The sequence below is a fragment of the Streptomyces sp. NPDC040410 genome, from assembly GCF_055595715.1.
Genome location: NZ_JBVIVK010000009.1, coordinates 102,461 through 126,856, shown reverse-complemented (window position 1 = coordinate 126,856; position 24,396 = coordinate 102,461). Strand labels below are relative to the sequence as shown.

Genomic DNA, 24,396 nt, shown 5'->3' with positions numbered 1-24,396 from the left:
CCGAGCGCCGAGCGCCCTGCCGACCGGCTTGTGGGCGGACTTCGCCGCCCCCACGTGGTCACCTCCTGCGGCGGCGCAGCAGCAGCCAGGCGGTCAGTGCCACGCCGCCGACCACGATGAGCGCGGTGCGGTTGTCACGGGCTGCCTGAGCGCCGCGTTCGGCCGTGTGACGGACCGGTTCGGGTGCGTGGTCCTGCATCAGGTGTGTGGCCTTGTCCGTGGTGGACTTGACCTGCTGCGCGGCTGCGGCGGCCCTGTCCTTCACCGGCTCGGGCAGCTTGTCCTGGGCAAGGTGCGCAACCTCGGCGGCCTTGGCCCTGGCCTGTCCGGTCAGTTCGGCCGTCTTGGCCCCCGCCTGCTCCTTCAGGGCGGTCGTCTTCTGCTGCGCGCGGGTTTTGACGTCTGTCCTGGCGGCCAGTTCCCCGACCGTTTCGCTCAGCTCGTGACGCGTCTGCTCGACCTGCTCCCGCAGCTGTTCGGGGTCGGAGGCGCCGGACTTGTCCTGAGGTGACCGGGTCATCGCTGTGCACTCTCCTTGATCTCGGTGACGTCTGCCCTGACGCTTTCGATGGTCTGCTCCGGTGTGGGCGGGGCGGCCTCGCCGACCTCCTTCTTGCCACGCAGGGCCAGGACGGCGGTGAGCAGACCCAGGACGGCGGTGATGATCACCGCCGCGGCCCAGACGGGGAGCGGCACGGCGAGTGCGGCGATCGCCGTGGCGACCAGGGCCTGCAAGGTCAGGAACCCGGTCAGGCCGGCACCTCCGAACAACCCGCCACCTTTGCCGTACCGCTTGCCCTTCGCCTTCATCTCCGCCTGCGCCAGGCGCATCTCTCCCCGCACCAGCTCCGACAGTTGCTGGGAGGCCCGCTGTACGAGGTCACTGACCGGCTCCGGCGAAGCGCCTGGACCGCGGTGGGGGGCTGAGGACTGTGGGGTCGTCATGAGGGGTTACCGCCTTTCGCTTGCTGACGCCGGTGTTCGGTCGCTCCCGGGTATCCGGTGCGGGCGTACCCGGCCCATGTGCCGGGGTGGGGGGTCGGTCGTCCTCGTCACAGCAGCAGGTGCCGTATCAGACGCGGTGCCCGGTGGACCAGAGCTGACGCGCCAAGGCCGACAACGGCCCCGGCGGCGACGTCGGAGGGGTAGTGCGCGCCGGAGTGGACACGTTCACCGGCCACCAGAACCGCCGGTACGGCGCACAGAGCGCCTGCCCGTGGCCACACCGTGCCCACCGCGGCGCTGAAGGCCACGGCTGCCGAGGTGTGCCCGGAGGGAAAGGACGACGAGGCGGGCCGCTCGTCGACGTGCTCGTGGGGGAACCATTCCTTGGGCGGACGTCGTCTGCGCCAAACCTGTTTGACCACGCAGTTGGACACCGTCTCCGCCAGGGCCATGCTCGCCATCCCTGTGGCCGCGGCCATGCGCCCCCGCCGGCCCCCGACCGCGGCCATGAGGGTGGCGGCGCCCCACCACAGCTTGGTGTGCTCGGCCGCTTCCTGTACGGCCGGCGACACCCGTCGTGCGATGTCCGGCCGCCACGACGCCGCTCGTCGGGACAGCCGGCGATCGCCATCGTGAAGAGACGTCAACGACCTCATGACCTGTGACTTCCTGAGTGGATGGGCCCCTTTGCGCAGCGGTCCGCGAGGGGCGGTTTCATGCCATACGGCGCCGGTCCTCCTCGGTCCACGTGCGGGTGTCGCGGGGCGGGACATAGGGCTCCTCGCCGTCGGGCAGTCCGCCGGCGACGGCGCGCTGGCGTGCCAGCTCCGCGTCGAATTCCAGGCCGAGGAGAATCGCGATGTTGCTGATCCACACCCACACCAGGAAGACGATCACGCCCGCGAGCGTGCCGTAGGTCTTGTTGTAGGAGGCGAAGTTCGCCACGTAGAGCGCGAACCCGGCCGACGCGATCATCCAGATCACCAGGGCCAGGAGACTCCCCGGTGTGATCCACTTGAAGCCGCGCCCCTTCACGTTCGGCGTAGCCCAGTACAAGATCGCGATCATGATCGTGACCAGCACCACCAGCACCGGCCACTTCGCGATCGACCACACGGTCAGCGCGGTGTCCCCGATACCGAGCGCCGTCCCGGCCTGACGGGCCAGGCTGCCGGTGAAGACCACGATCAGCGCGCTGATCACCGCCAGTACCAGCAGGACGACGGTCACGCCCACCCGGACCGGCATGATCCTCCATACCGGACGGCCCTCCGGCATGTCGTACACGGCGTTCGCACTGCGGATGAAGGCCGCGACGTATCCGGACGCCGACCACACGGCCAGCACGAGACCCACGATGGCCATGAGGGACCCGATGCCGCCCCGGCCTTGCAGCTGCTGTACCGCGTTGCTGATGACGTCCCGAGCTGATCCGGGGGCGAACTTCTGGATGTTGTCCAGGACCTGCTGGGTCGCCGACCGCCCGGTGATGCCGAGCAGCGAGACCAGGACCAGCAGGGCGGGGAACAGGGACAGGACTCCGTAGTACGTCAGCGCTGCAGCCCGGTCGGTGAGCTCGTCGTCCTTGAACTCTTTGAGCGTGCCTGTCAGCACCGCCGACCAGGACTTTTTCGGCAGTTGCGTGGGCTCGTCCGGCGCCCGCCGGGCGACCTGTTCGTCAGGTCCCGGTTCCGGGCGCCGGCCAGGCGCCGACACCGCACCGCTGCCGTGATCGGTTTTCGATGTCCGTGCCATACGACCGGGGTAACCAGTCCCATCCACCCCATGCGCTGACGAGGGCATCGTTCTGTTCGCGGGCCGGCCACTGCGGTGAGCGAAGGCCTGTCCGCCCGGTGCCCGAACGGACCGGGCCTGCGACAGAGTGGCGCCAACTTGTCGGGCTGGGCAGTCTGATCTTGCTGCCTGAGCCTGTAGGGCGGTGAATCCTGCTGCCCGGGTACCCGGGAGGGGTGACCGCGCGCGACCCGCGCAGGAAGGAGGCTCGCATGCTTGCCGCGCCTCGCCGGGAAATCAGCGACATCGTTGCTCTGGCTCAAGGAATCTTCAACGTCGTCGGCGGCCTGTGGCCGATCGCCCGCCTGCAGAGCTTCGAGTGGGTTTTCGGGCCGAAGTCCGACCGCCGGTTGCAGAAGACCATGGGCGGAATGCTCGTCTGTGCCGGCGTGTCCCGGCTCATGTCCGCGGCGACGCCGGAGGACCGCGCCCACGCCCGTCTCGCGGGTCCCGGCGCGGCTTGCACGCTTCTCGCCGCCGATCTCGTGTACGTGCCCGCGGGGCGCATCCGCCCGACCTACCTCCTCGACGCGGCCATGCAGGCGGCCTGGATACGGGCCTGGCTGGGCGCGGGCCGCGAAGGAGAATCGCCATGACTCATCGAACGCTATCCGGTACGGGCCGGTCCGCACCCGGCAACAGCGCGAACAGGGACCTTCTCGGCATCTACCTCAACGACCACCTCGCCGGTGCCACCGCGGGCGCCGGGCGCGCGCGCTACGTGACGCGGTCCTGCCGCGGCACGGCTCTCGCCTCGGAGATGGATCCGATCGCCACCGAGATCGCCGAGGACCGGCAAGACCTGCTGGACATCATGAGGCGGCTGGACATCCCGGCGCGTCGCTACAAGATCTGCGCGGGATGGGCAGCCGAGAAGGTGGGGCGGCTGAAGGGAAACGGCAGGCTGGTGCGTCGCTCTCCGCTCAGCACGTTGGTCGAGCTCGAAATGTTGCGGCTGGGAGTGACCGGCAAGATCTCGGCGTGGCAGGTGCTGCAGCGCATCAGCGACAGCGAGGAACGTCTCGACCAGCGGCGGCTCGACGTCCTCCTCCAGCGGGCCGAGCGACAGCTTCGGACCCTGGAGGAGCTTCACCTGGAGCAGGCCAGGGCCGCCTTCCAGCCAGAGGACCGGGCAAGCTCGGGAGCGGGGCGCAGATGAGTGAACCCGCATCCCTCACCGGCACCCCGGACCCGGCTCGACGGTCGTCGTCACCCGCGTGAGGGCGGGTGTGCGGGGCACCGAGCCGAAGCCGAAGCCCACGGGCGGTTCGACCGGGGCCATCCCGCCGAGGTCGTCACCCTCGAAGACGGCCGACACCGCGCGGAGCGGACGCAGATCCCGCGCGGCGTACCACTCGCGTCGGCAGTGACCGGCACTGCCACGGGTCCGCACGCCGGGCAGCAGCATACGTGCCGGCCAGTCCGTCAGCGCGGCCCATGCTGGTCGGCCGGCGAGCGCACCGGGGACGGCACGGAGAAGCAGCCCCAGCGCTCCGCGGCGGCTGGTGGTGACGCGCAGGCGGAGCGGTCCGGCGGTGACGGTCCAGATGCCCCCGCGCACGCTCACCTCGACCGGCACCACAAGCACTTCGTCGAAGGAGTAGGTGCTGCGTATGAATTCCGCGATCCCGTGTGTGGGAGCCAGCAGAAGCCGTTCGCCGTCCGCCCGTTCGAGCATCACATCGCTGAACGGGCCGAACGGCGACCGTCGCCAGTGCCCCAGGACGATGCGTGTACCGGAGGCGGTGCCGGTGCCGGCGATCCAGCCGTCGAAGCGCCGTCGTGGGGTCCGCACCGTTCGGCCGTGTTTCCGGCTCATCTTCTCGCACAGGGCCGGGGGGCACCGAGCCGCACGTACCTGACTCCGGTGGAGAAGTGCACCACTGGCTCGCCGAGGGGTGCGGGGAGGCCCGCCGCAGCGAACAGGGTCTGGTGGCGCACGTCGACGGTGGCACCGGCCAGCGGCCAGGGCTCGTGCTCCACCGGTGTCTCCCAGAGCACGCCGAGGCGGCGGGTGTACGCCCGCCAGCGCGACGTGAGCCATACGTCCCGCTCCGTCGGCACGAACGGGTCGCCGGGGCGGACGACCACCCGGTAGGAGGCCCCGCTCCCCCACCTTGAACCCGCATATGTCAGGGCGCCCCCGTTCGCGGAGACGCTCAGGGTGGCGAGGCTGTACGGCGCGCCGACGGCGCGGGCCGCAAGCATCAGCGGGCAGGTCACGTCGAGCGACAGGAACCAGAGTCCGTCCCGTCCGTTCCGGTGCCGGGCATAGGTCCGCAGGTTGGTTTCAGCGAACGTCGGAAGCCCGGGGATGGCGGCGTTGACGCCGGGAGGGCGGACGTCCGCCATGACGAAGGGCGTCAGACTGACCCACGCCGCACCGTCGTACTGGTCGGCGACCAGTTCGGCCGGGAGCAGCGACTGGACCTGGTCCGGCTGGAAAGGCCAGTGGACGAAGGCCTGAGTCAGCCAGGCCGCCCTGAGGGCAGGAACGCGGACCCTCTGCTCCGCTCCGAAGGCCACCACACACGGCGAGTCCCCGGCCCGGGTCGGCCGAAACGCCCAGGCCTGCGGCGGACCATGTCGTCGGCGGTCCATGTCGTCGGCGGTACGCTCCTCGCCGCACGTCCATCCGCAGCTTGGTGGCACGGAGCGCCCGTCATCCCGTTGTTTCGCTCCGCTTCACGGAAGATGAGCCATCGCCGTCGTCGGGGAGGGCCCGGCACAGTCGTCGGGGCGCCGGGACGGGGGCCGCGTCGGGCCTGCCGGTTACGAGGCGGCCGGACGGCGCGTCGTCGAGCCCATGGGATTCGTGCGGTGGGCGGGCGGGCGTCCGATGACCTCCTGTGCCCCGGGGCCGAGAGAGGGGTGCGCCGCGCAGTCCGTGCCTGCGGACGGGACGTCCCTGCGGCCGGCCGCCGGCGAGTTGCGGTGTCTGCGTTCGCCGCGGGTCTCGGCGATCAGCATGTCGACACAGGCCAGCAGATCCTCTTCCTGCGCCGCACGGCGCATGCGCTGGGCGGCGCTCCCGTCCGCGAGCACTGCCTCTGTCAGGGCCTGGACGGTCTGCCAGTCTCCGTGGGCCTCGAGCGCGGGGCGCAGCAAGGCGAGCAGCTTGCGGACGGTGCCGGACGCCGGCGCATCCATGTGGGTCTCGGGGTCCACGAGGGTGCCCTCGAGGCCGGACCGGGCAGCCCTCCAGGAGGCGCCGCGCAGCCACTCGTGCCGGCCGTCGCACGGTGCGGCGCCCGTCCGTAGCCGCTCGCGGGCCTCGGTCACCAGGGCCCGGAACAACCCGGCGATGAGCACGACGGTCTCCACGCGCGGGCAGGCGTCACAGATGCGCAGCTCCAGCGTCTGCAGATGCGCGGAGGGGCGGACGTCGTAGTAGATCATTCCGGCATCGCTGATGATTCCGGCTCGGACGAGGTCGCGCACGGCGGCGTCGTACTGGGCCGCACTGGAGAAGCAGCCGACCGGGCCCGCGGTGGGCCAGCGCTGCCACAGCATGGTGCGCCAGCTCGCGTAGCCGGTGTCGAACCCCTGCCAGAACGGTGAGCTGGCGGAGATCGCCAGGAGCACGTGCAGCCAGGGGGAGACCGCGCACATGATGCGGACCGCAGTGTCGCGGTCGGGTACGTCCACGTGGATCTGCGCGCCGCAGATCAGTTGCTCGTCGGCCACCCTGCGGTATTCCTCGACCATGTGGCGGTAGCGCGCGTCGGCGGTGGGGTGCGCGGCGGCCGCCGATGCAAGCGGCGCCGTCCCCGCGGCCGCGACAGCGAGCCCGAGCGAGGAGGCGGCTCTGTCGAGCCGCCGTCTGATCCCGGCGAGGTCCCTGTACACGTCGTGCAAGGACGTGTGCACGCCGCTGTTCGCCTCGACGATGGACTGGTGCAGTTCGGTCGTGAAGGCCCGCCGGGGGAGCCGCCGCAGAATCGCATCGGCGCGCGGCACGAGCAAGCCGGTTTCCAGCTCCAGGACGTGGAACTCTTCCTCCACACCGATGCGAATGCTCACGGCCACTCCTCGGGGTGTCGCCTCAATGCCTGCACGGTGACCTCCAAGTGCCCAGGACACCGATCCGTAAGCGCAGGGATGCGCCCTCGACGCAGCCGCCTCACAGATGAGCGCCCCTGCGACGTGATCAGAAGGGGCAGGTGATCAGGGCCAGGCCTCGTCGTCGGCGCGTGACCACGCCGGAGGAGCTCGCCACGGCCCGCCGCATGCGGCGCGACCCTTGCATGTTCTATGTCATGGAGCATAAGTTACCGAACGGTAGACCTCTTGGCGGCCCACCCGCACCCGACGTGTCAGAAAGGCACACCCGCATGTCCGAGAACCCGACCGTCGACACCGCGGACGCCGAGGCCGCCGGGCGCGTGAGCCCGCGCAGGAGCAGCAGCCGGGAGCGGATGATCCTCAGCGCCGCGGAGCTGCTGTGCGAGTACGGTGCGAGCGCCACCAGCATCGACCGGGTACTCGCGCACAGCGGCGCCCCGCGCGGTTCGGTGTACCACCACTTTCCCGGCGGGCGGGCGCAGCTGATCGACGAGGCGGTATCGCTTGCCGGCGACTTCATCGCCCGGCTGATCACCACCGCCATGGAGGCCGATGATCCGGTGCGGGCCATCGACGGCGTCTTCGCACTGTGGCGTGGCCGGCTCGTCGACAGCGGCTTCAGGGCGGGCTGCCCCATCGTGGCGGTGGCGGTGGAGACCAATGACGACGCACCGCAGTTGGTCCGCTCGGCCGCCGCGGTCTTCGCCCGCTGGCGGGAGGCTCTCACGGGCCTGTTCCTCAAGCACGGCCTGACCGAGGAGCGGTCCCGGAGGCTTGCCGCCTTCATCATCGCCGCGATCGAAGGCGCGGCGATCATGTGCAGGGCCGAGCAGAGCACCGCACCCATCGAGGCTGCCGCCACCGAAATCCACGACCTGCTGACCACCGCCCTGCGCGACAGGCCCGACCCGGCTCAGGAGCCCTGACCAGCCGGTACTTCATCCCCTCTCCCCCAGCTTCCAAGGAGCCACCGTGCCCACGCTCGACCGCCAGGACAACGTCTTCGTCCTCGACCTCGGAGACGGCGAGAACCGTTTCCACCCGGACTGGATCGCGTCCGTCGACGCCGCGCTGGACGAAGTGGAGAAGGCAGAGGGGCCACGCGCCCTGGTGACCGCCGCGACGGGGAAGATCTACTCCAACGGCCTGGACCTGGACTGGCTGTTCGCCCACGCCGACCAGTACCAGGAATACGTCGTCTCCGTCCACGAACTCTTCGCAAGGGTGCTGAGCCTGCCGGTGATCACCGTGGCCGCGCTCCAGGGCCACACCTTCGCCGCCGGCGCGATGCTCTCGCTGGCGCACGACTTCCGTGTGATGCGCGCCGACCGCGGATACTGGTGCCTGCCGGAGGCGGACATCAACATCCCCTTCACTCCGGGCATGTCCGCACTGATCCAGGCCCGCCTGGCCCCGCGGACCGCGCACGAAGCCATGGTCACCGCGCGGCGCTTCGGCGGCCACGACGCGCTCGCGGCGGGCATCGTCGACCGCGCGGTGGACGAGGAGACGGTGCGCAGCACCGCCGTCGAGATCGCAACGGCCATGCTGTCGAAGGCCGGTGACACCCTCGGCACCATCAAGACCCGTATGTACGCGCCCGCCCTGGCCGTCCTGCGCGACACGACCAGTCCCCTCGGCTGACGTGCCCGCAACGGGCCGTGCACGACGGTCTGTTCCGGCCAAGCACCGACACGGCCCAGGAGAACGACGGTACCCACCGCCCCCGTCCCGGGGCCTCGGATGCGTACGCGTCCGTGCTCAGCAGCCCCGATGGCGGGGCATCATCCGGTGCTGAGGCGAAAGCGTGATCATGGCGCCGATGCGCCGGCGGCGAGCATGTACATTTCCGGTCCCGTGCGACGGCCAGTCTCACTCGCCGCTCGATCGTCCGGCTCACGGGTTTACCTCCGGGTTGTCGAGGCGTGGGCCGTCGGTGCGCGCCTCCAGGGCGTGGAGCACGGCCACCATGTCCTCGCCGCCGTGGCCCCGCGCCACGGTCTCTTCGTAGAGGGCGTGGCAGACGTCGAGGAGAGGAGAGGCCAGGTCGGCCTTGCGGGCGGCTTCCGCGATCAGCCGGTTGTTCTTCAGGACGTCCTTGGCAGCCGCCTGGACGGCGAAGTCGCGGGCCAGCAGCTTGGGCCCCTTCACTCGGGAGACGGAGCTGGCCATCGGGCCCGCGTCCAGGACGGCCCGGAGCAGGCGCTGGTCGAGCCCGTGCCGGTCGGCGAAGTGGAACGCCTCGGTCAGACCGGTGACCAGAGTGATCAGAAACAGGTTCACCGAGAACTTCATCAGCAGGGCGCCCGGGACTCCGCCGCAGCCGAACGTCTCGCGGCACATGGGTGCGAGCAGGGGCCGTACGGATTCCACGGCGTCGTCGTCACCCGCCAGCATCGCCACCAGCTCCCCCTGCTCCGCCGGGACGCGGGAGCCGGAGACCGGGGCCTCGACATACCTCCCGCCCGCCGCCCGGACGGCGTCCTGCAGGCCGGCCGAGTACTCGGGCGAGGTCGTGCCCATGTGGACGAGGGTATGGCCGGCGGCGCGCGCGGCGAAGTCCGGGGTTCCGCGGCCCAGGACCGCGTCGACGGCGGGCTCGTCGGCCAACATGAGGATCACGGTCTCCGCCCGGTCGAAGACCTCGGCGGGGCTCGCCGCGACCTCGGCTCCGGCCGTGCGCAGGGGTTCGCACCGGGTCGGGGTGCGGTTGAAGACGACGAGGGGCGTCCCGGCGCGGGTGAGCTTGAGCGCCATGGGCTGTCCCATGACCCCCAGGCCGATGAAACCCACGGACACGATGCACCGCCGATTCCGGCCCGTGCGGACGCCGGGCCTTTCTCAGTTCGCTGCTTATGACAGCGGTCATAGTAGTGGATTCTATGACGACGGTCATAGGGTTGGTGCCGGAAAGCTCAAGGCACGGGAGGTCGGAATGGCGGTGTCCGAACGGGGGCCACGGGAGCGGATGGTCTTCAGCGCGGCCCAGCTCATCCGGCGCGAGGGGGTCGCCTCCGCGGGGATGCGCGAGGTCGCCGCTCACGCCGAGGCACCCCGCGGCTCGCTCCAGCACTACTTCCCCGGCGGCAAGGAGCAGCTGGTCAACGAGGCGGTGGCCTGGGCGGGACGGTACGCGGGCAACCGTGTCGCCCGTTTCCTCGCCGCGCTGCCCGAGCCGACGCCCAGCGGGCTGTTCGCCGAGATGGTGCGCCAGTGGACCGACGAGTACGAGGCCGGCGGCTTCGCGGGCGGCTGCCCCGTGGCCGCCGCCACGGTGGACTGCGCGGAGTCCACCGAGTCCACGCGGATGGCCGCGGCCGCCGCGTTCGCCACCTGGACCGGGCCGGTGGCCCGGGCCCTGGCGGACATGGGGGTGCCCGAGGAGCGGGCCGGTGCGCTCGCCACGCTCATGATCAGCACCGTGGAGGGGGCGATCCTCATGGCCCGGGCCGAACGGGACGTCCGGGCCCTGACGACCGTGGCCCGCGAACTCGGCCCCCTTCTCGACGCCGCGGTGAGCACGGCCGACAGGGGCGCAATCCCTTGCACAAGCAGGCGGCCCGGTAACCTGAACCGCTCGTAGACCGGGGGACTTGCGCGGGGCCATGACGACCGTTGCGACGGCCGCGCCGGCGTGCTTGGCGGGGGTGCCGCCGTGGCCGCTGCCCGGACAGCAACGGCACGCAGGAGCCTTCCGCCGAGCGGATGCTCGACAACGCGAATGACACGAACGAACGCGTCGCTCCTGGGCCGACCGGTACCCGGGATCGCCGACACGGTCGTCATCGCGCCATGTGCGGAGCGGCCCGTGGGGCTCGTCCGGAACGGCCTTGCAGTCCGTGCCGAACAACCATTGCTGGATCGACACGAGAGCGTTGCATGACCATGCGCAATGATGCATACTCTTCCTATGTCTAAGGTCCTCACCTCCCTTCCCGTCGGCGAGCGCGTCGGCATCGCCTTCTCGGGCGGGCTCGACACCTCGGTGGCGGTCGCGTGGATGCGCGACAAGGGCGCCGTCCCGTGCACCTACACCGCCGACATCGGCCAGTACGACGAGCCCGACATCGCCTCCGTGCCCGGCCGCGCCAAGACCTACGGTGCCGAGATCGCGCGCCTGGTCGACTGCCGCGCGGCGCTGGTGGAGGAGGGCCTGGCCGCTCTCACCTGCGGGGCGTTCCACATCCGCTCGGGCGGGCGCGCCTACTTCAACACCACGCCGCTCGGCCGCGCCGTCACGGGCACCCTCCTGGTCCGGGCCATGCTCGAGGACAACGTACAGATCTGGGGCGACGGCTCGACCTTCAAGGGCAACGACATCGAGCGGTTCTACCGGTACGGCCTGCTCGCCAACCCGCACCTGCGGATCTACAAGCCCTGGCTGGACGCGGACTTCGTGACCGAGCTCGGCGGCCGCAAGGAAATGTCGGAGTGGCTGCTCGCCCACGACCTGCCCTACCGGGACAGCACGGAGAAGGCGTACTCCACCGACGCCAACATCTGGGGCGCCACCCACGAGGCCAAGACCCTGGAGCACCTCGACACCGGCGTGGAGACCGTCGAGCCGATCATGGGCGTGCGGTTCTGGGACCCGTCGGTCGAGATCGCCGCCGAGGACGTGACGATCGGCTTCGAGCAGGGCCGCCCGGTGACGATCAACGGCAAGGAGTTCGCCTCCCCCGTCGACCTGGTGATGGAGGCCAACGCCATCGGCGGCCGCCACGGCCTCGGCATGTCCGACCAGATCGAGAACCGGATCATCGAGGCCAAGAGCCGCGGCATCTACGAGGCGCCCGGCATGGCCCTGCTGCACGCGGCGTACGAGCGCCTGGTCAACGCGATCCACAACGAGGACACCCTCGCTCAGTACCACAACGAGGGACGCCGCCTCGGCCGGTTGATGTACGAGGGCCGCTGGCTGGACCCGCAGTCGCTGATGATCCGCGAGTCGCTGCAGCGCTGGGTCGGCGCGGCCGTCACCGGCGAGGTCACCCTGCGGCTGCGGCGCGGTGAGGACTACTCGATCCTCGACACCACGGGCCAGGCGTTCAGCTACCACCCGGACAAGCTGTCCATGGAGCGCACCGAGGACTCCGCGTTCGGCCCGTTGGACCGGATCGGCCAGCTCACCATGCGCAACCTCGACATCGCCGACTCGCGCGCCAAGCTGGAGCAGTACGCCGGGCTCGGCCTGATCGGCACCGGCAGTCCCGCCATCGGTGCCGCCCAGGCGGCCGCGACCGGCCTGATCGGCACCATGCCGGAGATGCCGGAGGGCGGCGCCGAGGCCATCGCCTCCCGCGGCGAGGTCTCCGAGGACGAGGAGCTGCTGGACCGCGCCGCGATGGAGTTCGGCACGGACTGACCGGCCCGTCGAGCGGAATGCTCGGCACCCCCGAGGACGATGCACCACCGGAAAGGCCGGCTCGACGCCCACCGCGTCGAGCCGGCCTTCGCCTTCTCCGCTCTCCCGGCCCCCCTCGGTTTCACCGGCACCGCACTCCGCCCGACGGGCCGGCCGCGTTCACTACTGCCCGTCGGCGGGCTGTTTGTGGCGCTGGTAGTAGCGGGCCACCCGGGCGCGGTTGCCGCAGCGGGCGGGAGAACACCAGCGGCGGCGGGGGTGGGCCGGCAGGAAGAGCATCACGCAGTCATGGGCCTCGCACTGTCTGACCTTGCCGATGGCGGGGTCGGTGAGCAGGTCTGCCGCGGCATCGGCCAGCAGACCAGCGAGGCGGACACCGAGTGGGCCGGTGCGACGGAGCGCGGACGTGACCGTGCTGCCGTCCCAGGAGAGTTCGCGTACGGCGGGCGCGGTGCGCTGGGCCTCGGTGAGGGCGCGCAGGGCGGCTGCGGGAGGCACCTGCCCGTGCAGCAGGGCCAGGACCGCCTCCTCGGTGTGGGCGCGTACGGCGTGGATGGCGGCGAGGTCGGCCTCTGCCGGTACGGCGCTGTCCGTCTCCGGGGCGAGCCGGTCACCCTCCAGTGCCAGCCAGATGGCCAGACGCTCGGGTGTGTCGAGCAGGTCGGTACGGCCGTCGGCGCCCGCGGGGCGGGTGTTGACGAGGTCCAGGGCCAGGGGCTCGCCAGTCATCGGTTCGGTGTCACGCACGCGACTAACGGTACATGAGGCAGTTGACGCATTAGAACCTGGCGGGCTATATCTAATGCACCATCCAGCCAAGGAGGCATGTGAAATGACGGTCCCCGCCGCTCTTTCCCGCATCTCGGTACCGGCCCGTGCGACGCATCGCTTCGTCGAGGTCGACGGCGTGGAGGTCTTCTACCGGGAGTCACTCCCGGAGCGCCCCGACGCCCCCGTCCTGCTGCTCCTGCACGGCTTCCCCTCCGCATCGCACCAGTTCCGGCGGTTGATCGACAGCCTGGGCCGGCACTACCGGCTGATCGCCCCCGACTACCCCGGCTTCGGACACACCCGCACCCCCGACGGCTTCACCTACTCCTTCGAGCGCCTGACCGACATCGTCGAGGGCTTCACCGAGCGGCTCGGACTGACCCGGTACGCGATGTACCTCTTCGACTTCGGCGCCCCGGTCGGCTTCCGCCTCGCCCTGCGCCACCCCGAGCGGGTGACCGGCCTGGTGGTGCAGAACGGCAACGCCTACACCGAGGGCCTGTCCGACGCCGCCCGCGGCCTCACAGCGCTCACCCCGGACACTCCCGGCGCGGAGGAGACCATCCTCGACCTGCTCTCCCTCCCGGCCACCCGTGCGCAGTACGAGGGCGGCACCGCCGACCCCACGCTGGTCGCGCCGGAGGGCTGGCTGCTCGACCAGCACTTTCTGGACCAGCCCGGCCGCGATCAGGCCCAACTCGCCCTCGTCTACGACTACAAGAACAACGTCGCCGCCTACGCCGGCTGGCACGCCTGGCTGCGGGAGCACCGCCCGCCCGTGCTCATCGCCTGGGGCACCGGCGACCCCTTCTTTTCCGAACCCGGCGCCCGCGCCTACCTGCGCGACGTACCCGACGCGGAACTCCACCTCTTTCCCGCCGGCCACTTCGCCCTGGAGGACCACCTCCCCGAAATCGCCCCGCTCATCGCCGACTTCCTCGACCGCCTCCCCACCTGACCCTCCCACCCGACCCTCCGCTCCCGCCCGCCGGCCACGAGGCCACGCCTGTGTCCACTGCACCTTCCTCCTGATGCGTGTCACAGGCGTTGACCCCAAACTGACAGAACAGCAACAATGAGCGCCCAACGCCGTGAGAGCGCTCTCAAAGCCTGCCTCACATCTCCACGTCCCGCACGAGACCCGCGACTTCCAAGGAGATCGATGACCGGCAGCCAAGGCCCGGTATTCAGCCGCCGCGCGCTCATCGGGACCGGACTCGGCGTCGGCGCCGCTGTCTTCACCACCGCCGGCTCCGGCGCGGCCCGGGCGACGGAGCACCCGTACGCCGCCAGAGCCTCAGCCCAGCGCCGGGCGTATGCCTTCCTCGACGCCGCCATGGACGCCTACCCGGATCACGGCACCACCCGCCTGGCCCAGAGCTACACCGACCAGGCCGGCCTGTTCAGCACGGCGTTCACCTACGACAACGCCCTCGTGATCCTGGCGAACCTCGCGTCTCGCACCAAGGACGGCCGCTCCCGCGCCACGGCGCTGGGAGACGCGCTCCTCTACGCCCAGTCCCACGACCCCGCGTACGATGACGGCAGACTGCGCCAGGCCTACAACGTCGGGCCGTACACCTACTACGACGGTTCGCCGCAGCCGGACGGCTTCGTCCGGGCGGACGGCACGGCCAACGTCGGAACCCAGTTCGGCTTCACCGGCACGGCGGTGGGCGACATGGCCTGGGCCGGCATCGCGCTCGGCGCGCTCGCCCGCCGGACCGGGAAGCGCCGTTACCTCACCGGCGCCGTACGGATCGGCGAGTGGATCGACCGTGCCGGCCGCACCGACGAACCCCTCGGCGGCTACAAGTTCGGAGTCAACGGGGCCAACGAGAAACTGCCCTTCACCGCGACGGAGCACAACACCGACCTGGTCGGTCTCTTCGGACACCTCGCCCGACTCACCGGGGACCGGGTGTGGCTGGAGCGGCGCGCTCGTGCCGAGTCCTTCGTCAAGAAGATGTGGGAGCCGTCCGGAGGCTTCTTCTACACCGGTACGAACGACGGCGTGACGGTCAACAAGTCTCCGGTTCCCGAGGACACCCAGACCTGGACCCAACTCGCCCTGTCCTCCCCCGCCCATTCCCGCTCGCTGGACTGGGCCCGGACCGAACTGGCCGTCCTTGACACGGCGGACCGGCGCAACAGCACGGTGCCCGCGGGCCAGTCGTACGAAGGGGTCACGTTCAGCTCCGCAAGCCTCCTGGCGAACGAGGACGCCCCGATCGCCGAGTTCCAGCCCAAGCCCGACCGCAACGGAGTGTGGTTCGAGGGAACGGCCCACCTGGCGCTCGCCCTGCGCAACCGGCACGCCCCAGGAGACGAGACGCGCTCCCGGCGTCTCATCGCCTCCATCGAGCGGGCACAGGACCTGCTCGGTGGCGACCAGACCGTCGGGGGCAAGGCGCTGCCGGCCGAGTCCGGAATCGTCTCGGCGAGCAGTCCGCTCGGGACCGGTTTCGGGTTCGGCTACTACCCCTACCGGCACACGGGGTCCACGGCCTGGTACCTGATGGCAGTGGCACGGGCGAACCCCCTGCGGGCCTGACCGGAACGACGAGGCTGCCGCACATGAGCAACACCGAGCGGGGGTGGAGAGAGCACCTGCGTTCCCCCCACCCCGCGGGGCCGTCGGCGCAGCCGTCGCAGTCCGTTCGACGCCTTGCGCGACGGCCGCCGGGGATCACATGCTCTTCAGTCTCAAGTAGCGGCGGGCCTCCGGAAGTTCGGTCAGGGCGATCGCGGCCAGGGCGGCCGTGACCGCTCCCACGACGGCTCTCACTACTTTGGCGGGGATGAAGATGCCGTTCTTCATGGCGGGGTTCACCTCCTCTCGGCGGCGTCGGTGAGGATGTCGGCGACCACGGACTCGACGAAGGGCACGGAGCGCTCGACGGCGTCGCGGACCGGTTCGCTGAGGCCGACCACGACATCGACTTCGTCGCCGTTCATGCGGACCTGCGGCTCGCAGCCGACGACGAGTACGCGCGGCAGCTGTCCGTCGCCCAGGCTCCGGGCGAGGGCGAGGACCTTGACGGGGTCCATGGCATGCGCCTCGGGGGCGCCCCCGGCGGGCAGTTCCGCGAGGTCGGGTTCGATGAGGCTGAGCGTCCCGGGCGGCTGGCCGTGGGGGGTGGCGTCCAGCAGGACGACGGTGTCGTAGCCGTCCAGCATGCGGTAGGCGAGGTCCATTCCGCGGATGCCGAAGTCGGCGACGTGGACGCCGTCGGGGAGCGGCCGGCGGGCCAGGGCGGCGGCGGCCTCGGGGCCGAAGCCGTCGTCGGCCATGAAGATGTTGCCGACGCCCGCGACGAGCACACGGTGGCCCGGCGGGTCGCCGGCGGGCCCGGTGAGCGGTTCGAGTTCGTCGGGGGCGAAGAAGAACCGGTGGCCGATCTGGCTCGCGGAACCGAGGTCGCGGCCCGGGTCGCCTTCGAGGACGACGGCGACGTGCACCTGTCCCTCGAAGTCCTCCTCCACGGCGGCGACTTCGGCGATCCGCCCGGCCAGCGCCAGGTCCATGATGTCCGCCCGCCGGGACGGCCGCAGCCGCACCCGTGTGCCAGGACGGTAGGAGACGCCGTTCACTTTCCCTCCCCCGGGGCCGCGTTGAACTCGCGGATGGTGCCGTGCAGGGCCATCAGGTCGTCGGTGCCGAGCCCGGCGCAGCGCTCGAGGATCTCTCGCGCGCGCGGGTCGCTCGCCCGCGCCTCGGCCCGTTCCTCCTCGGTCAGGCTCAGCACGCTCAGCACCAGCAGCTGGTCGATCTCGGTTCCGTCGAAGAGGTCGCCCGGGCTCTCGGGCGCGACCCGTGGGAAGTCGTACAGCGTGACCGGCGAGGACAGCACGGTGTGGGCCCGGCCGTCGCCCTGGTCGGTGCCGACCAGTACCGGCCAGGTGCCCTCGTTGCCGCAGGCGGCGGCATGGTCGCGCAGCGCAGCGGGCGGGTCGAGGAGGGAGAGGAAGCTGCCACGGTCCGTGTGCAGCACGGTGTGGGTGGAGACGAAGGCGTACGAGGCCGCGGCCTCCCTCGCGTGCCGGGCGCCGGGGTCCGGCACCGGGCAGGGCGTGCTGTTGGCGATCCGCACGGTCAGCCGGCGTACGCCGTCCGCGACCGGCTCGGCCGTGACCTCGACCGTACCGGTGAGCCGCTGCCAGCTCCGCACGAGGCAGGCGGGTCCGCCCGGCAGTTCCTCGGTGTCGGTGCCCTCGGGGATGTCGACGGCCGCGGTGCCGGGGGCACCGGTCAGCACGACCTCACGTTCGGTCACCTCCTGCCAGCTGACGTAGCGCTCCCCGGCCACGGTCAGTTCGTCGACGGGACGGCCGTCCTGGGTCACGGTGCGGTCCACCACCTGGAGGAAGCGCACCCGCACCGTGAGGTCGTCGGCGGGCCCCTCGTGGAGCACCTGAGTGGTCATGGTGGCCCGTTCGCCGAGCGCGCCGGCGCAGGCGGAGGGGAAGACACCGCCGAAGGTCCAGCGTTTGGCGTTCTTCAGCGCGGACCGGCGGTAGGGCCACAGCAGGTAGCCCTCGTAGAGGCAGGTCCGGGTGATCTTCTCGACGTCCGAGAGGCCGGCCGAAAGGTCCGAGTGGTCGGTGAGGGTCATGTGGTGGAGGTTCCCGAGTGGTGGAGGGCGGCGCTGTCGAGCAGGGCGCGCACGGCGTGGTCGGGGGTGCCGAGGACGTGCCGGGCGCGGTAGGCGTCGAGGCGGTCGTAGGTCTCACGGGACAGCCGCAGCCAGGGGCTGTCAGCGTGGTATCGGTCGGTCAGGGAGTGCCAGAGCTCGGCGGGCAGTGCGTATCGGGTGTCGCCGTCCGACCAGGAGATGCGGGAGGCGGTGAGTGCGCCCGAGCCCGGGGCCCGGTGGAAGACGGTGCCGCTGAACAGGAAGTCGAGCGGCAGGTCGCCGTCGCCGACGGCGCGCAGGTACTTGGTGAGGGCGAGCTCGGTGTCGTACGAGCACTCGACGGGGATCTGTACCGTCGTGCGGTCGTCGAAGGCCGGGACGTGGACCGTGGTCCGCGTCCAGGTGAGCGGGCGCATGCCGGCCGCCCACTGCTCGGGCGCCCCGAACAGCTCGCACAGCGCCTCCTCGGCCTGCGGGCCGTAGCGGCGGCGGGCGACATCGATGCGGATGACGGTGGTCAGGGCGACGGAGCTGACGGGTCCGCCGCCCGTTCTTGCGATCTCCAGGCCGAAGCGGAGGGTGGGCAGCGCGGCGAAGCGCTCCTCCTCCGCTCCGGTGACGGTGAAGGCCAGATCCGGCGCCGCGGGAGCGGACAGCGCGGGCGGCGCCGTCATGCCGGGGAGAGATTCGGCATGTCCGGCAGGACCGGGTTGTGCTGCCGGGCGTTGATGCCGGTCGAGCGGCGGGCCGTCGAGCGGTCGTCGCGGCGGTGGCCCGGCTGACGCTTGTAGAAACCCCGGTGGTTGCCGCGCCGTACGCCGGCGACGTGCGCGGGCTTGTCGGGCTCGACGTCGGGTTTGCCTACGGTGATGCCCATGCCGCCTCCTCGGTGGTGATGGGGGTGGGTTCGGTCAGTCCTCGGAAGAAGTCCTCGACCCGCTGCCACACCTCAGGGCCGCCGTCCAGTCCCTTCCAGTGTGCGCGCACGACGGCGACCAGGCGGTAGCAGTCGTCGAGCGGGAGCAGCCAGTGCTCGCTCGCCCCGTGGGCCCGGTACACAAGCAGGGCCTGCACGTCTGGGATCAGCTTCGGCAGGTCGGGATGGCACTGCTCGACCTCCCGCCAGCTGTCCGGCAGGACGGTCGCGCGCAGTGCGCCCAGAGGGCTCGGATAAGCCGCGGTGACCTCCCCGCTCTCGCCCGAACGGGTGAAGAAGGCGAGAGAGACGGGGACGCCGAGGCTCGCCCATACGGCGTCCTCGACGCGGCAGCCGTCGAGCCGCCGCCGCTCCTGCGGCAGCAGCCGGAAGCCGCCGGCCGAGGTGGCGTCGTGGTCGAACAGCACGGCGCAGGCGCGGCATGCACAGGAGACGGCGCCGGTGGCGGGCTGGAGCACATGGCGGTGCGGGACTCCCGGGGGCAGCGGCTCGGCGCACAGGTCGCACCGCTCCTCCCGGGTGTCCTGTCCCTCGGCCCGGGCGGCCTGCCGGGCCACGCGCCGCAGCCCGCTCATCCGCAGGCACCTCCGGCGACGGGCGTACGGTCGCGGAACAGCGCGTCCACGGGGATCAGCGCCCCCTCCCCCGCGCCGCTGTCCACCTGTACGTCCTCGACCTCCGGTGCCCGGGCGGCGAGGGCCTCCCGTACGGCTTGCTCGCTCCCCGCGGAGCCGCAGCCGCCTCCCTGGATCCGGACCCGTACGGCACTTCCGGACAGCTCCAACAGCTCGGGAGGACCGGGCAGTTCGGCGAGCGCCTCCCGCACCCGGGTCTCGACCGGGTCGGGGTGCAGGTCGTGGACGAGCAGGAGGTGGCCGACCAGTTCGTCGGCGGCCAGCTGTCCCAGGAGGTCGGGGTGGTCGGCCAGTTGGGCGGTGATCCGGCCCAGGCACTGCCCGTAGAGTCCGACGAGTGTCTCGACGGTCTGGGCGGCCCGGGCCGCCGCGAGGCCGTCCGGCAGGGTGTCCAGGCCGGACAGCCGTTCCTCGGCCAGCGCCACCTGGCCGCGGGCGAACGCCTCGTCCCAGGGTTCCCAGGTCATCCGCGGTCGCCCTGGTCCGCGAGGGCGCCGAAGGTCGGCGAGTGGGACTGGGTGAGGGTGCGGCCGCCGCCGAGGTACATGTGGACGCCGCACGGCAGACAGGGGTCGAAACTGCGGACGGTGCGCATGATGTCGATGCCCTTGAAGTTCTCCGGCCCGTTCTCCTCGAAGATCGGGCAGCCCTGCACCGCGTCCTCGTAGGGCCCCGGGGTGCCGTAGAAGTCGCGCGGGCTGGCGTTCCACGGGGTCGGCGGGTAGGGGTGGTAGTTGGCGATCTTGCCGTCGCGGATCACCATGTGGTGGCTGAGCACACCGCGCACGGCCTCGTGGAAGCCGACCCCGATCGCGTCCTTGGGCACCTTGAAGTCCTGGAAGGTCTTCGTGACACCGGAGCGGACCTCGTTCAGGGCCTGGTCGACGAAGTGCAGCGCCATGCCCGCCGCGTAGGCGACGAAGTACATGCGGGCCCGGTTGCGCTCGATGGTGTTGGGGAACGGCGGCGGGTTCCACTCCAGCCGGACCTCTGGCGAGGACGGGGTCCTGGGCAGGTCGATCTGCACGCTGTGCCCGGTGGAGCGCACGTACGGGGTGTTGACCTTCCCGGCGAGAGCGGTGGCCCACAGGCGGGCGATGGGGCCGCCGCCGGTGTCCAGGGCGAGGAAGTCACTGGTGCGCTTGTCGAACCAGCGCGGGCTCATCACCCAGCTGTAGTTGCCGCCGTCCAGGTCACGCTTCTGCGGTGCGGGCAGGGTGGTCTGGTTCCAGGGGTGGCGCTTGTCGACCGGGTTGCCGAGCGGGTCCTTGTCGACGAAGGTCTCCTCGCCCGTCCAGTCCTCGTAGTAGGAGCTGCCGAGCAGGATGCGCATGCCGAGGTTGATGTCGACCAGGTCGGTGGTGACGAGCTCGTTGTCGACCACGATGCCCGGGGTGACGAACATGCTGTTGCCCCACTCGTTCATCTTCTTGTAGCTGTAGTCGACGACCTCGGGGTCCTGGAAGGCACCCCAGCAGCCGAGCAGGGTACGGCGGCGGCCGACCTCCTCGTAGCCGGGCAGGGCCTCGTAGAAGAAGTCGAAGACGTCGTCGTTCATGGCGACGGCCCGCTTGACGAAGTCCAGGCAACGAGTGAGGCGGACCAGGTAGTCGGTGAACAGCTGCGGGGTGGCGACCGTGCCGACGCCGCCCGGATAGAGGGTGGAGGGGTGCACATGGCGGCCCTCCATCAGGCAGATCATCTCCCGGGTGAGGCGGCTCATGACGAGCGCCTCCTTGTAGGTGGCGCCCTCGAAGGGGTTGTACGAGCTCATGATGTCGCCGATGGTGCGGTGCCCGTGCTGGTCGCCGCGCGGCGCGGGGGTGCGCTCGGCCCGCTCCCACACCCCCGGGTTGGTCTCCTTGACCATGCGTTCGCAGTAGTCGACGAAGACCATGTTGTCCTGGAAGATCGTGTGGTCGAACATGTACTCGGCGGCCTCGCCGAGGTTGACGATCCACTCGCCGAGCGGCGGCGTCTTCACCCCGTACGCCATGTTCTGCGCGTACACCGAACAGGTGGCGTGGTTGTCCCCGCAGATGCCGCAGATGCGGCTGGTGATGAAGTGTGCGTCGCGGGGGTCCTTGCCCTTCATGAAGACGCTGTAGCCACGGAAGATCGACGAGGTGCTCTTGCACTCCACGACCTCGCGCGCAGTGAAGTCGATCTTCGTGTAGATGCCCAGGTTGCCGACGATCCGGGTGATGGGGTCGAAGGCGACATCCGTGAGGATGCGCTGCTCCGCGGGGGCGGCCTGCCTCGTCGTCACTGGACGGGTTCCTTTCGCATGAAGGACGTTCGCTGAGTTCGGGGGGGGTTACTTGCCGGGCCGGTAGCGCGGAGCGAAACCGGAGGTGAGCTGCGGGCGGTTGTGCCGCCACTTGGGCTCACGGTTGACGGAGCGGTTGGTGATGGCGCGCAGGGTGCGCACGAGCGGGCCGTAGGAGGAGGCGAGGAAGCCCGAGGAGAGGCTGCCGCCGGGGGGCTCGTCCATGAACGGCATGAACTTGTCCGGGAAGCCGGGCATGGTGCAGCCGATGCAGATGCCGCCGACGTTGGGGCAGCCGCCGATGCCGTCCATCCAGCCGCGCTTGGTGACGTTGCAGTTGACGACCGGCCCCCAGCAGCCGATCTTCACCTGGCACTTGGGCGAGTTGTAGTCCTTGGCGAAGTCGCCCTGCTCGTAGTACGCGGCGCGGTCGCAGCCCTCGTGCACCGTCTTGCCGAACAGCCAGGTGGGCCGCAGCTGCTCGTCGAGCGGAATGGGCGGGGCCATCCCGGCGGCCTGGTAGAGCAGCCAGGTCACGGTCTCCATGAAGTTGTCGGGCTGGACGGGGCAGCCGGGCACGTTGACGATCGGCAGTCCGCCGGCGGAGCGGAAGTCCCAGCCCAGGTAGTCGGCCAGGCCCATACAGCCGGTGGGGTTGCCCGCCATGGCGTGGATACCGCCGTACGTGGCGCAGGTGCCGACGGCGATCACGGCGAAGGCGCCGGGGGCGAGGCGGTCGATCCACGTGTTGAAGGTGATGGGCTCGCCCGTGCGGGGGTCGTTGCCCATCGAGGTCCAGTAACCCTCGCCGTTGATGCGCTCGTTGGGGATCGAGCCTTCCACGACGAGGACGTACGGGGCACCCAGCTCGCCGTCGGCGGCCTGGTGGAACGGGCGGGTGAAATCGTCGGCGCTCTCGTAGGCGAGCACCTTGTTGTGCAGGACGACCTTCGGCAGTCCCGGGATGGCGCCGAGGACCACGTCTTCCAGACTGGGCAGCGATGCCGCCGTGACCGAGATGGTGTCGCCATCGCAGCTCATGCCCTCGGAGGTCCACAGGATGTGAACCTCGTCCACGGCCGTGGGGGCCTCGGTGTCGGTGCTCATGGAATCCCTTCCTGACGGCGTCCCCCGCAGCAGGCTGACATAACAGTCATTCAGTCACCATTCGGACACTCCGTTCGGAGATGTTCCGGCGTCCCGTTCGGCCGTCGCTTGCGTACGAAGGCGGAGCGCAGCGCGTGGTAGGGAGCTTCCGGGTCGTCGAAGACGGCACGCATGCGCGCCAGCTCGGCAGCGCGGTAGGCGCTCAGCGGTCGTACGGCCTCGTCGCGCTCCCGCGCGACCTTCTTCGCTCCCAGCCGGGCAGGCAGCCCCTGCGACCGGGCCAGCCGGTCGGCCATTCGGGTGATCTCTCCCGCGAATCCGCTCGGGGCGCACTCCACGACACGGTCCACCAGCCCGAGGGCCTCGGCGGCGTGGGCGGTGAGCGGCAGCGCGTCCTCGGTGAGCCGCGCGGCGAGGGCCGGGCCGACCCGGCGCGGCAGGGTGTAGGTCCAGTACTCGGAGCCGTACAGGCCCATCAGGCGATAGTGCGGATTGAGGAGGGCACCGCGGCGGCACCAGACCTCGTCCGCGGCGAGCGCCAGCATGGCGCCGCCCGCGGCCGCGTTGCCGGGGAGGGCCGCGACGACGATGCGGTCGGTGGTGGTGAGGATCTGCTCGACCAGGTCGTCGATGGCCTCGATGTTGGCCAGGGACTCGGCGGCGGGGTCGGCTGACGCCTCGATGACGTTGAGGTGGATGCCGTTGGAGAAGAAGTCCCTTCTTCCGCCCAGGACGATGACGTCCACCGGGCGGGTTCGGGCGTGGCGGTATGCGGAGAGGAGCCGTCGGCACTGGTCGGTGCTCATGGCTCCGCCGGGGAAGCGGAAGCGTACGTAGCCGACGGTTCCCTGTTCCTCGTAGGCGATGTCGAAGTGGCTTCCGCCTGTTGCTGGCCGGCCGCGGGTTGTGGTGGGTTGCTCGCGCAGTTCCCCGCGCCCCCATCGTCGCTCCCGTGCGTCGTCGGGTGCGGGGTGTACCTGCGGCAGCAGATCGCCCAGTGCCTGCGTCGCCGGGAGCTTGAACGTCGGCGAGCCGCCCGCCCTGCGGCGGGGGCGTAGCTCGGGAATCCATACGGCGCCGTCTCGCGTCGCTCGGCAGATGGCGCCATGGCGCGTGGCCAGGATCTCGCCCGGAGTTCCCGTGAGCCGGTCCTCCGCGTGGCCGCCGTGGAGGTACCACTCGCCGCCGAGGAACGTGTCGAGGACACCCGGCTGTGAGTCGGCGGCGCGGAGTTTGCGCAGCACCGTGTCCGTGGTGTCGCGGTCCCAGTCGATGCGGCGCTCCTCCTGGCGCAGGTAGGGCTGCCACGTGTGGGCGGGGGGCGTGACCGGTGTGAAGGTGCCCGAGGCGAAGCGTTCGACGGCGAGCAGGACCGCCCGGAGGGCCGCGTCGGCCAGTTCGCCGCGGTACAGGTCGCTCTTGCCGACGCCCGGGGGCACGGTGAAGTCGGCCGACGCCCACACCGGTCCGGCGTCCATCTCGGCGACCGCCTGAAGGACCGTCACACCCCATCGTTCGAGGCCGGCCTGCACCGCCCGGTCGAGGGACGACGGGCCCCGGTCGCCGGGCGGTCCCGGATGCACGATCAGGCAGGGGTACGCCGACCAGACCTCTTCCGGGACGGCGGTCGTCAGCATGGGCGCGATCACCAGCTCGGGCGCGTGACGGCGCACCGCGGCGATGAGCCGCTCGTCGTCGCCGAGGGCCAGCTCCACGGCGACCGGGTGCCCGAGATCGCGCAGCTCGGCGAAGACCCGCTGCGTGAGGCTGTTGAACGCGCTGGCAAGGAGCAGAATCCGTATCACGCGCCGATGCTGCCCGGCGACCGCCGCACTGTCTGCGAGGCGCGCCCCGCAGACCGTGCGCTTGGG

The 24,396-nt window shown here is 70.8% G+C and carries 27 protein-coding genes; 8 read left to right on the top strand and 19 right to left on the bottom strand.

Annotated features, from left to right (window positions below; genetic code table 11):
• Nucleotides 1-58: 58 nt before the first annotated feature.
• The 4 genes from ACZ562_RS19830 to ACZ562_RS19815 form a co-directional block, all read right to left on the bottom strand.
• The gene (locus tag ACZ562_RS19830; RefSeq protein ID WP_471180557.1) at nucleotides 59-520 is read right to left on the bottom strand and encodes a DUF3618 domain-containing protein; all 462 of its coding nucleotides are present in this window, start codon (nucleotides 518-520) and stop codon (nucleotides 59-61) included.
• Nucleotides 517-945, bottom strand: a complete 429-nt coding sequence (locus ACZ562_RS19825; protein WP_471180555.1) for a phage holin family protein — start codon at nucleotides 943-945, stop codon at nucleotides 517-519. Before ACZ562_RS19825 ends, ACZ562_RS19830 begins: the two co-directional genes overlap by 4 nt.
• Nucleotides 946-1,052: 107 nt before the next feature.
• Nucleotides 1,053-1,517 carry a phosphatase PAP2 family protein gene (locus tag ACZ562_RS19820; protein ID WP_471180553.1) on the bottom strand — a complete coding sequence of 155 codons (465 nt, stop codon included), beginning with the start codon at nucleotides 1,515-1,517 and terminating at the stop codon, nucleotides 1,053-1,055.
• Nucleotides 1,518-1,659: 142 nt separating this feature from the next.
• The gene (locus ACZ562_RS19815; protein ID WP_471180550.1) at nucleotides 1,660-2,700 is read right to left on the bottom strand and encodes a YihY/virulence factor BrkB family protein; all 1,041 of its coding nucleotides are present in this window, start codon (nucleotides 2,698-2,700) and stop codon (nucleotides 1,660-1,662) included.
• Between the two features lie 251 nt (nucleotides 2,701-2,951).
• Here ACZ562_RS19815 and ACZ562_RS19810 point away from each other — a divergent pair, with 251 nt between their 5' ends.
• Both ACZ562_RS19810 and ACZ562_RS19805 read left to right on the top strand, forming a co-directional pair.
• A complete protein-coding gene (locus ACZ562_RS19810) occupies nucleotides 2,952-3,335 on the top strand; it encodes a hypothetical protein (protein ID WP_471180547.1) in 384 nt (127 codons plus the stop codon).
• A complete protein-coding gene (locus ACZ562_RS19805) occupies nucleotides 3,332-3,898 on the top strand; it encodes a hypothetical protein (RefSeq protein WP_471180545.1) in 567 nt (188 codons plus the stop codon). The genes ACZ562_RS19810 and ACZ562_RS19805 overlap by 4 nt, the downstream gene beginning before the upstream one ends.
• 15 nt (nucleotides 3,899-3,913) lie before the next feature.
• On the opposite strand, the gene ACZ562_RS19800 is transcribed toward ACZ562_RS19805, so the two are convergent.
• From ACZ562_RS19800 to ACZ562_RS19790, 3 genes are all read right to left on the bottom strand, one after another.
• The gene (locus ACZ562_RS19800) at nucleotides 3,914-4,558 is read right to left on the bottom strand and encodes a hypothetical protein (RefSeq protein WP_471180543.1); all 645 of its coding nucleotides are present in this window, start codon (nucleotides 4,556-4,558) and stop codon (nucleotides 3,914-3,916) included.
• Nucleotides 4,555-5,268 carry a YqjF family protein gene (locus ACZ562_RS19795; RefSeq protein ID WP_471180981.1) on the bottom strand — a complete coding sequence of 238 codons (714 nt, stop codon included), beginning with the start codon at nucleotides 5,266-5,268 and terminating at the stop codon, nucleotides 4,555-4,557. The genes ACZ562_RS19800 and ACZ562_RS19795 overlap by 4 nt, the downstream gene beginning before the upstream one ends.
• Nucleotides 5,269-5,511: 243 nt before the next feature.
• Entirely contained in the window at nucleotides 5,512-6,762 is a 1,251-nt protein-coding gene (locus tag ACZ562_RS19790; protein WP_471180541.1) for a carboxylate-amine ligase, read from the bottom strand.
• A 311-nt stretch (nucleotides 6,763-7,073) separates the two neighbouring features.
• Between ACZ562_RS19790 and ACZ562_RS19785 the strand changes: the two genes are divergently transcribed.
• Nucleotides 7,074-7,730 carry a TetR/AcrR family transcriptional regulator gene (locus ACZ562_RS19785; RefSeq protein ID WP_471180538.1) on the top strand — a complete coding sequence of 219 codons (657 nt, stop codon included), beginning with the start codon at nucleotides 7,074-7,076 and terminating at the stop codon, nucleotides 7,728-7,730.
• A 46-nt stretch (nucleotides 7,731-7,776) separates the two neighbouring features.
• The gene (locus ACZ562_RS19780) at nucleotides 7,777-8,448 is read left to right on the top strand and encodes an enoyl-CoA hydratase-related protein (RefSeq protein ID WP_471180536.1); all 672 of its coding nucleotides are present in this window, start codon (nucleotides 7,777-7,779) and stop codon (nucleotides 8,446-8,448) included.
• A 252-nt stretch (nucleotides 8,449-8,700) separates the two neighbouring features.
• Here ACZ562_RS19780 and ACZ562_RS19775 read toward each other — a convergent pair whose 3' ends face one another.
• Nucleotides 8,701-9,603, bottom strand: a complete 903-nt coding sequence (locus ACZ562_RS19775) for an NAD(P)-dependent oxidoreductase (protein ID WP_471180533.1) — start codon at nucleotides 9,601-9,603, stop codon at nucleotides 8,701-8,703.
• A 136-nt stretch (nucleotides 9,604-9,739) separates the two neighbouring features.
• Here ACZ562_RS19775 and ACZ562_RS19770 point away from each other — a divergent pair, with 136 nt between their 5' ends.
• Both ACZ562_RS19770 and argG read left to right on the top strand, forming a co-directional pair.
• Nucleotides 9,740-10,387, top strand: a complete 648-nt coding sequence (locus tag ACZ562_RS19770) for a TetR/AcrR family transcriptional regulator (protein ID WP_471180531.1) — start codon at nucleotides 9,740-9,742, stop codon at nucleotides 10,385-10,387.
• 327 nt (nucleotides 10,388-10,714) lie between these two features.
• A complete protein-coding gene (gene argG / locus ACZ562_RS19765; RefSeq protein WP_471180529.1) occupies nucleotides 10,715-12,169 on the top strand; it encodes an argininosuccinate synthase in 1,455 nt (484 codons plus the stop codon).
• 162 nt (nucleotides 12,170-12,331) lie between these two features.
• Here argG and ACZ562_RS19760 read toward each other — a convergent pair whose 3' ends face one another.
• On the bottom strand, nucleotides 12,332-12,916 hold the full coding sequence (locus ACZ562_RS19760; RefSeq protein WP_471180526.1) for a CGNR zinc finger domain-containing protein: 585 nt from the start codon (nucleotides 12,914-12,916) through the stop codon (nucleotides 12,332-12,334).
• Between the two features lie 85 nt (nucleotides 12,917-13,001).
• On the opposite strand from ACZ562_RS19760, the gene ACZ562_RS19755 reads away from it, so the two are divergent.
• A complete protein-coding gene (locus ACZ562_RS19755; protein ID WP_471180524.1) occupies nucleotides 13,002-13,898 on the top strand; it encodes an alpha/beta fold hydrolase in 897 nt (298 codons plus the stop codon).
• 204 nt (nucleotides 13,899-14,102) lie between these two features.
• Nucleotides 14,103-15,494 carry a Tat pathway signal sequence domain protein gene (locus ACZ562_RS19750; RefSeq protein WP_471180523.1) on the top strand — a complete coding sequence of 464 codons (1,392 nt, stop codon included), beginning with the start codon at nucleotides 14,103-14,105 and terminating at the stop codon, nucleotides 15,492-15,494.
• A 135-nt stretch (nucleotides 15,495-15,629) separates the two neighbouring features.
• Here the strand turns inward: ACZ562_RS19750 and ACZ562_RS19745 are convergent, their stop codons facing one another.
• Genes ACZ562_RS19745 through ACZ562_RS19700 form a run of 10 tightly spaced genes read right to left on the bottom strand, consistent with a single transcriptional unit; the run spans nucleotide 15,630 to nucleotide 24,327 of the window.
• Nucleotides 15,630-15,761, bottom strand: a complete 132-nt coding sequence (locus tag ACZ562_RS19745; protein WP_471180521.1) for a DUF6893 family small protein — start codon at nucleotides 15,759-15,761, stop codon at nucleotides 15,630-15,632.
• Nucleotides 15,762-15,769: 8 nt separating this feature from the next.
• Nucleotides 15,770-16,534, bottom strand: a complete 765-nt coding sequence (locus ACZ562_RS19740; RefSeq protein WP_471180518.1) for a hydrogenase maturation protease — start codon at nucleotides 16,532-16,534, stop codon at nucleotides 15,770-15,772.
• Nucleotides 16,531-17,556 (bottom strand): hypothetical protein, encoded by a 1,026-nt coding sequence (locus ACZ562_RS19735; RefSeq protein ID WP_471180515.1) that lies wholly within the window; start codon nucleotides 17,554-17,556, stop codon nucleotides 16,531-16,533. Before ACZ562_RS19735 ends, ACZ562_RS19740 begins: the two co-directional genes overlap by 4 nt.
• Entirely contained in the window at nucleotides 17,553-18,251 is a 699-nt protein-coding gene (locus ACZ562_RS19730) for a DUF6084 family protein (RefSeq protein WP_471180513.1), read from the bottom strand. Before ACZ562_RS19730 ends, ACZ562_RS19735 begins: the two co-directional genes overlap by 4 nt.
• Nucleotides 18,248-18,454: a hypothetical protein gene (locus ACZ562_RS19725; protein ID WP_471180510.1), complete on the bottom strand. Its 207-nt coding sequence runs from the start codon at nucleotides 18,452-18,454 to the stop codon at nucleotides 18,248-18,250. The genes ACZ562_RS19730 and ACZ562_RS19725 overlap by 4 nt, the downstream gene beginning before the upstream one ends.
• Nucleotides 18,439-19,089, bottom strand: coding sequence for a DUF5947 family protein (locus ACZ562_RS19720; RefSeq protein ID WP_471180508.1), 651 nt, complete (start codon nucleotides 19,087-19,089; stop codon nucleotides 18,439-18,441). Before ACZ562_RS19720 ends, ACZ562_RS19725 begins: the two co-directional genes overlap by 16 nt.
• Nucleotides 19,086-19,616 carry a NifU family protein gene (locus ACZ562_RS19715; protein ID WP_471180505.1) on the bottom strand — a complete coding sequence of 177 codons (531 nt, stop codon included), beginning with the start codon at nucleotides 19,614-19,616 and terminating at the stop codon, nucleotides 19,086-19,088. The genes ACZ562_RS19720 and ACZ562_RS19715 overlap by 4 nt, the downstream gene beginning before the upstream one ends.
• Nucleotides 19,613-21,418 (bottom strand): nickel-dependent hydrogenase large subunit, encoded by a 1,806-nt coding sequence (locus ACZ562_RS19710; RefSeq protein WP_471180503.1) that lies wholly within the window; start codon nucleotides 21,416-21,418, stop codon nucleotides 19,613-19,615. Before ACZ562_RS19710 ends, ACZ562_RS19715 begins: the two co-directional genes overlap by 4 nt.
• Nucleotides 21,419-21,466: 48 nt before the next feature.
• Nucleotides 21,467-22,525 (bottom strand): NADH-quinone oxidoreductase subunit B family protein, encoded by a 1,059-nt coding sequence (locus ACZ562_RS19705; RefSeq protein WP_471180501.1) that lies wholly within the window; start codon nucleotides 22,523-22,525, stop codon nucleotides 21,467-21,469.
• A gap of 50 nt (nucleotides 22,526-22,575) precedes the next feature.
• The gene (locus ACZ562_RS19700; RefSeq protein WP_471180978.1) at nucleotides 22,576-24,327 is read right to left on the bottom strand and encodes an enoyl-CoA hydratase-related protein; all 1,752 of its coding nucleotides are present in this window, start codon (nucleotides 24,325-24,327) and stop codon (nucleotides 22,576-22,578) included.
• Nucleotides 24,328-24,396: the final 69 nt, after the last annotated feature.